The 434-nt window shown below is 55.1% G+C and carries 1 protein-coding gene; it reads left to right on the top strand.

Features of this window, described 5'->3' with window-relative positions; all coding sequences use genetic code 11:
* On the top strand, nt 1–434 hold a 434-nt coding region (locus tag AB4Z23_RS28605), incomplete at its 3' end, for a GntR family transcriptional regulator (RefSeq protein WP_441361323.1).

Below are 434 nucleotides of genomic sequence, written 5' to 3'. Positions count from 1 at the left end.
ATGAGAAGTGGCATCCTAGGCTCAAAGAGTGTTGCGAACGGCGCTCTTAGTCCTTTACAGATTGAAGTTGTTCGAAAACTGATACCGATTGTCCGTGCGGGTAAGTGGCCAATCGGTGGGAAGATCTCGGATGCGGCTCTCGCCCGCGAATTCGGCATCTCGCGTACGCCAGTTCGACAGGTACTGCAATTCCTTTCTGAAAAGGGTCTTCTAGCGCAAACCGATAATCGTGGTTTTGTGTTGGTGCGAGTGCCAACCGGCGATGATCGCTTTGAAGAAGTTGTGCCCCCATCTGGGATGGATGTGCTGTACCGGCAGATTATGCATGCGAGAGCAAACGGTCTGATCGGCAGCGAAGCGTCCGAAACAGAATTGCTGGAGCACTTCGGCACGTCACGCGGCGTCGTGCGCCGCACGCTCATGCGCCTGTCTGC

The organism is Agrobacterium sp. MCAB5 (genome assembly GCF_052114365.1).
Taxonomy (GTDB): domain Bacteria; phylum Pseudomonadota; class Alphaproteobacteria; order Rhizobiales; family Rhizobiaceae; genus Agrobacterium; species Agrobacterium tumefaciens.
The sequence above is the reverse complement of the archived record's forward strand: the minus strand, read 5'-3'. Positions and strand labels throughout refer to the sequence as shown.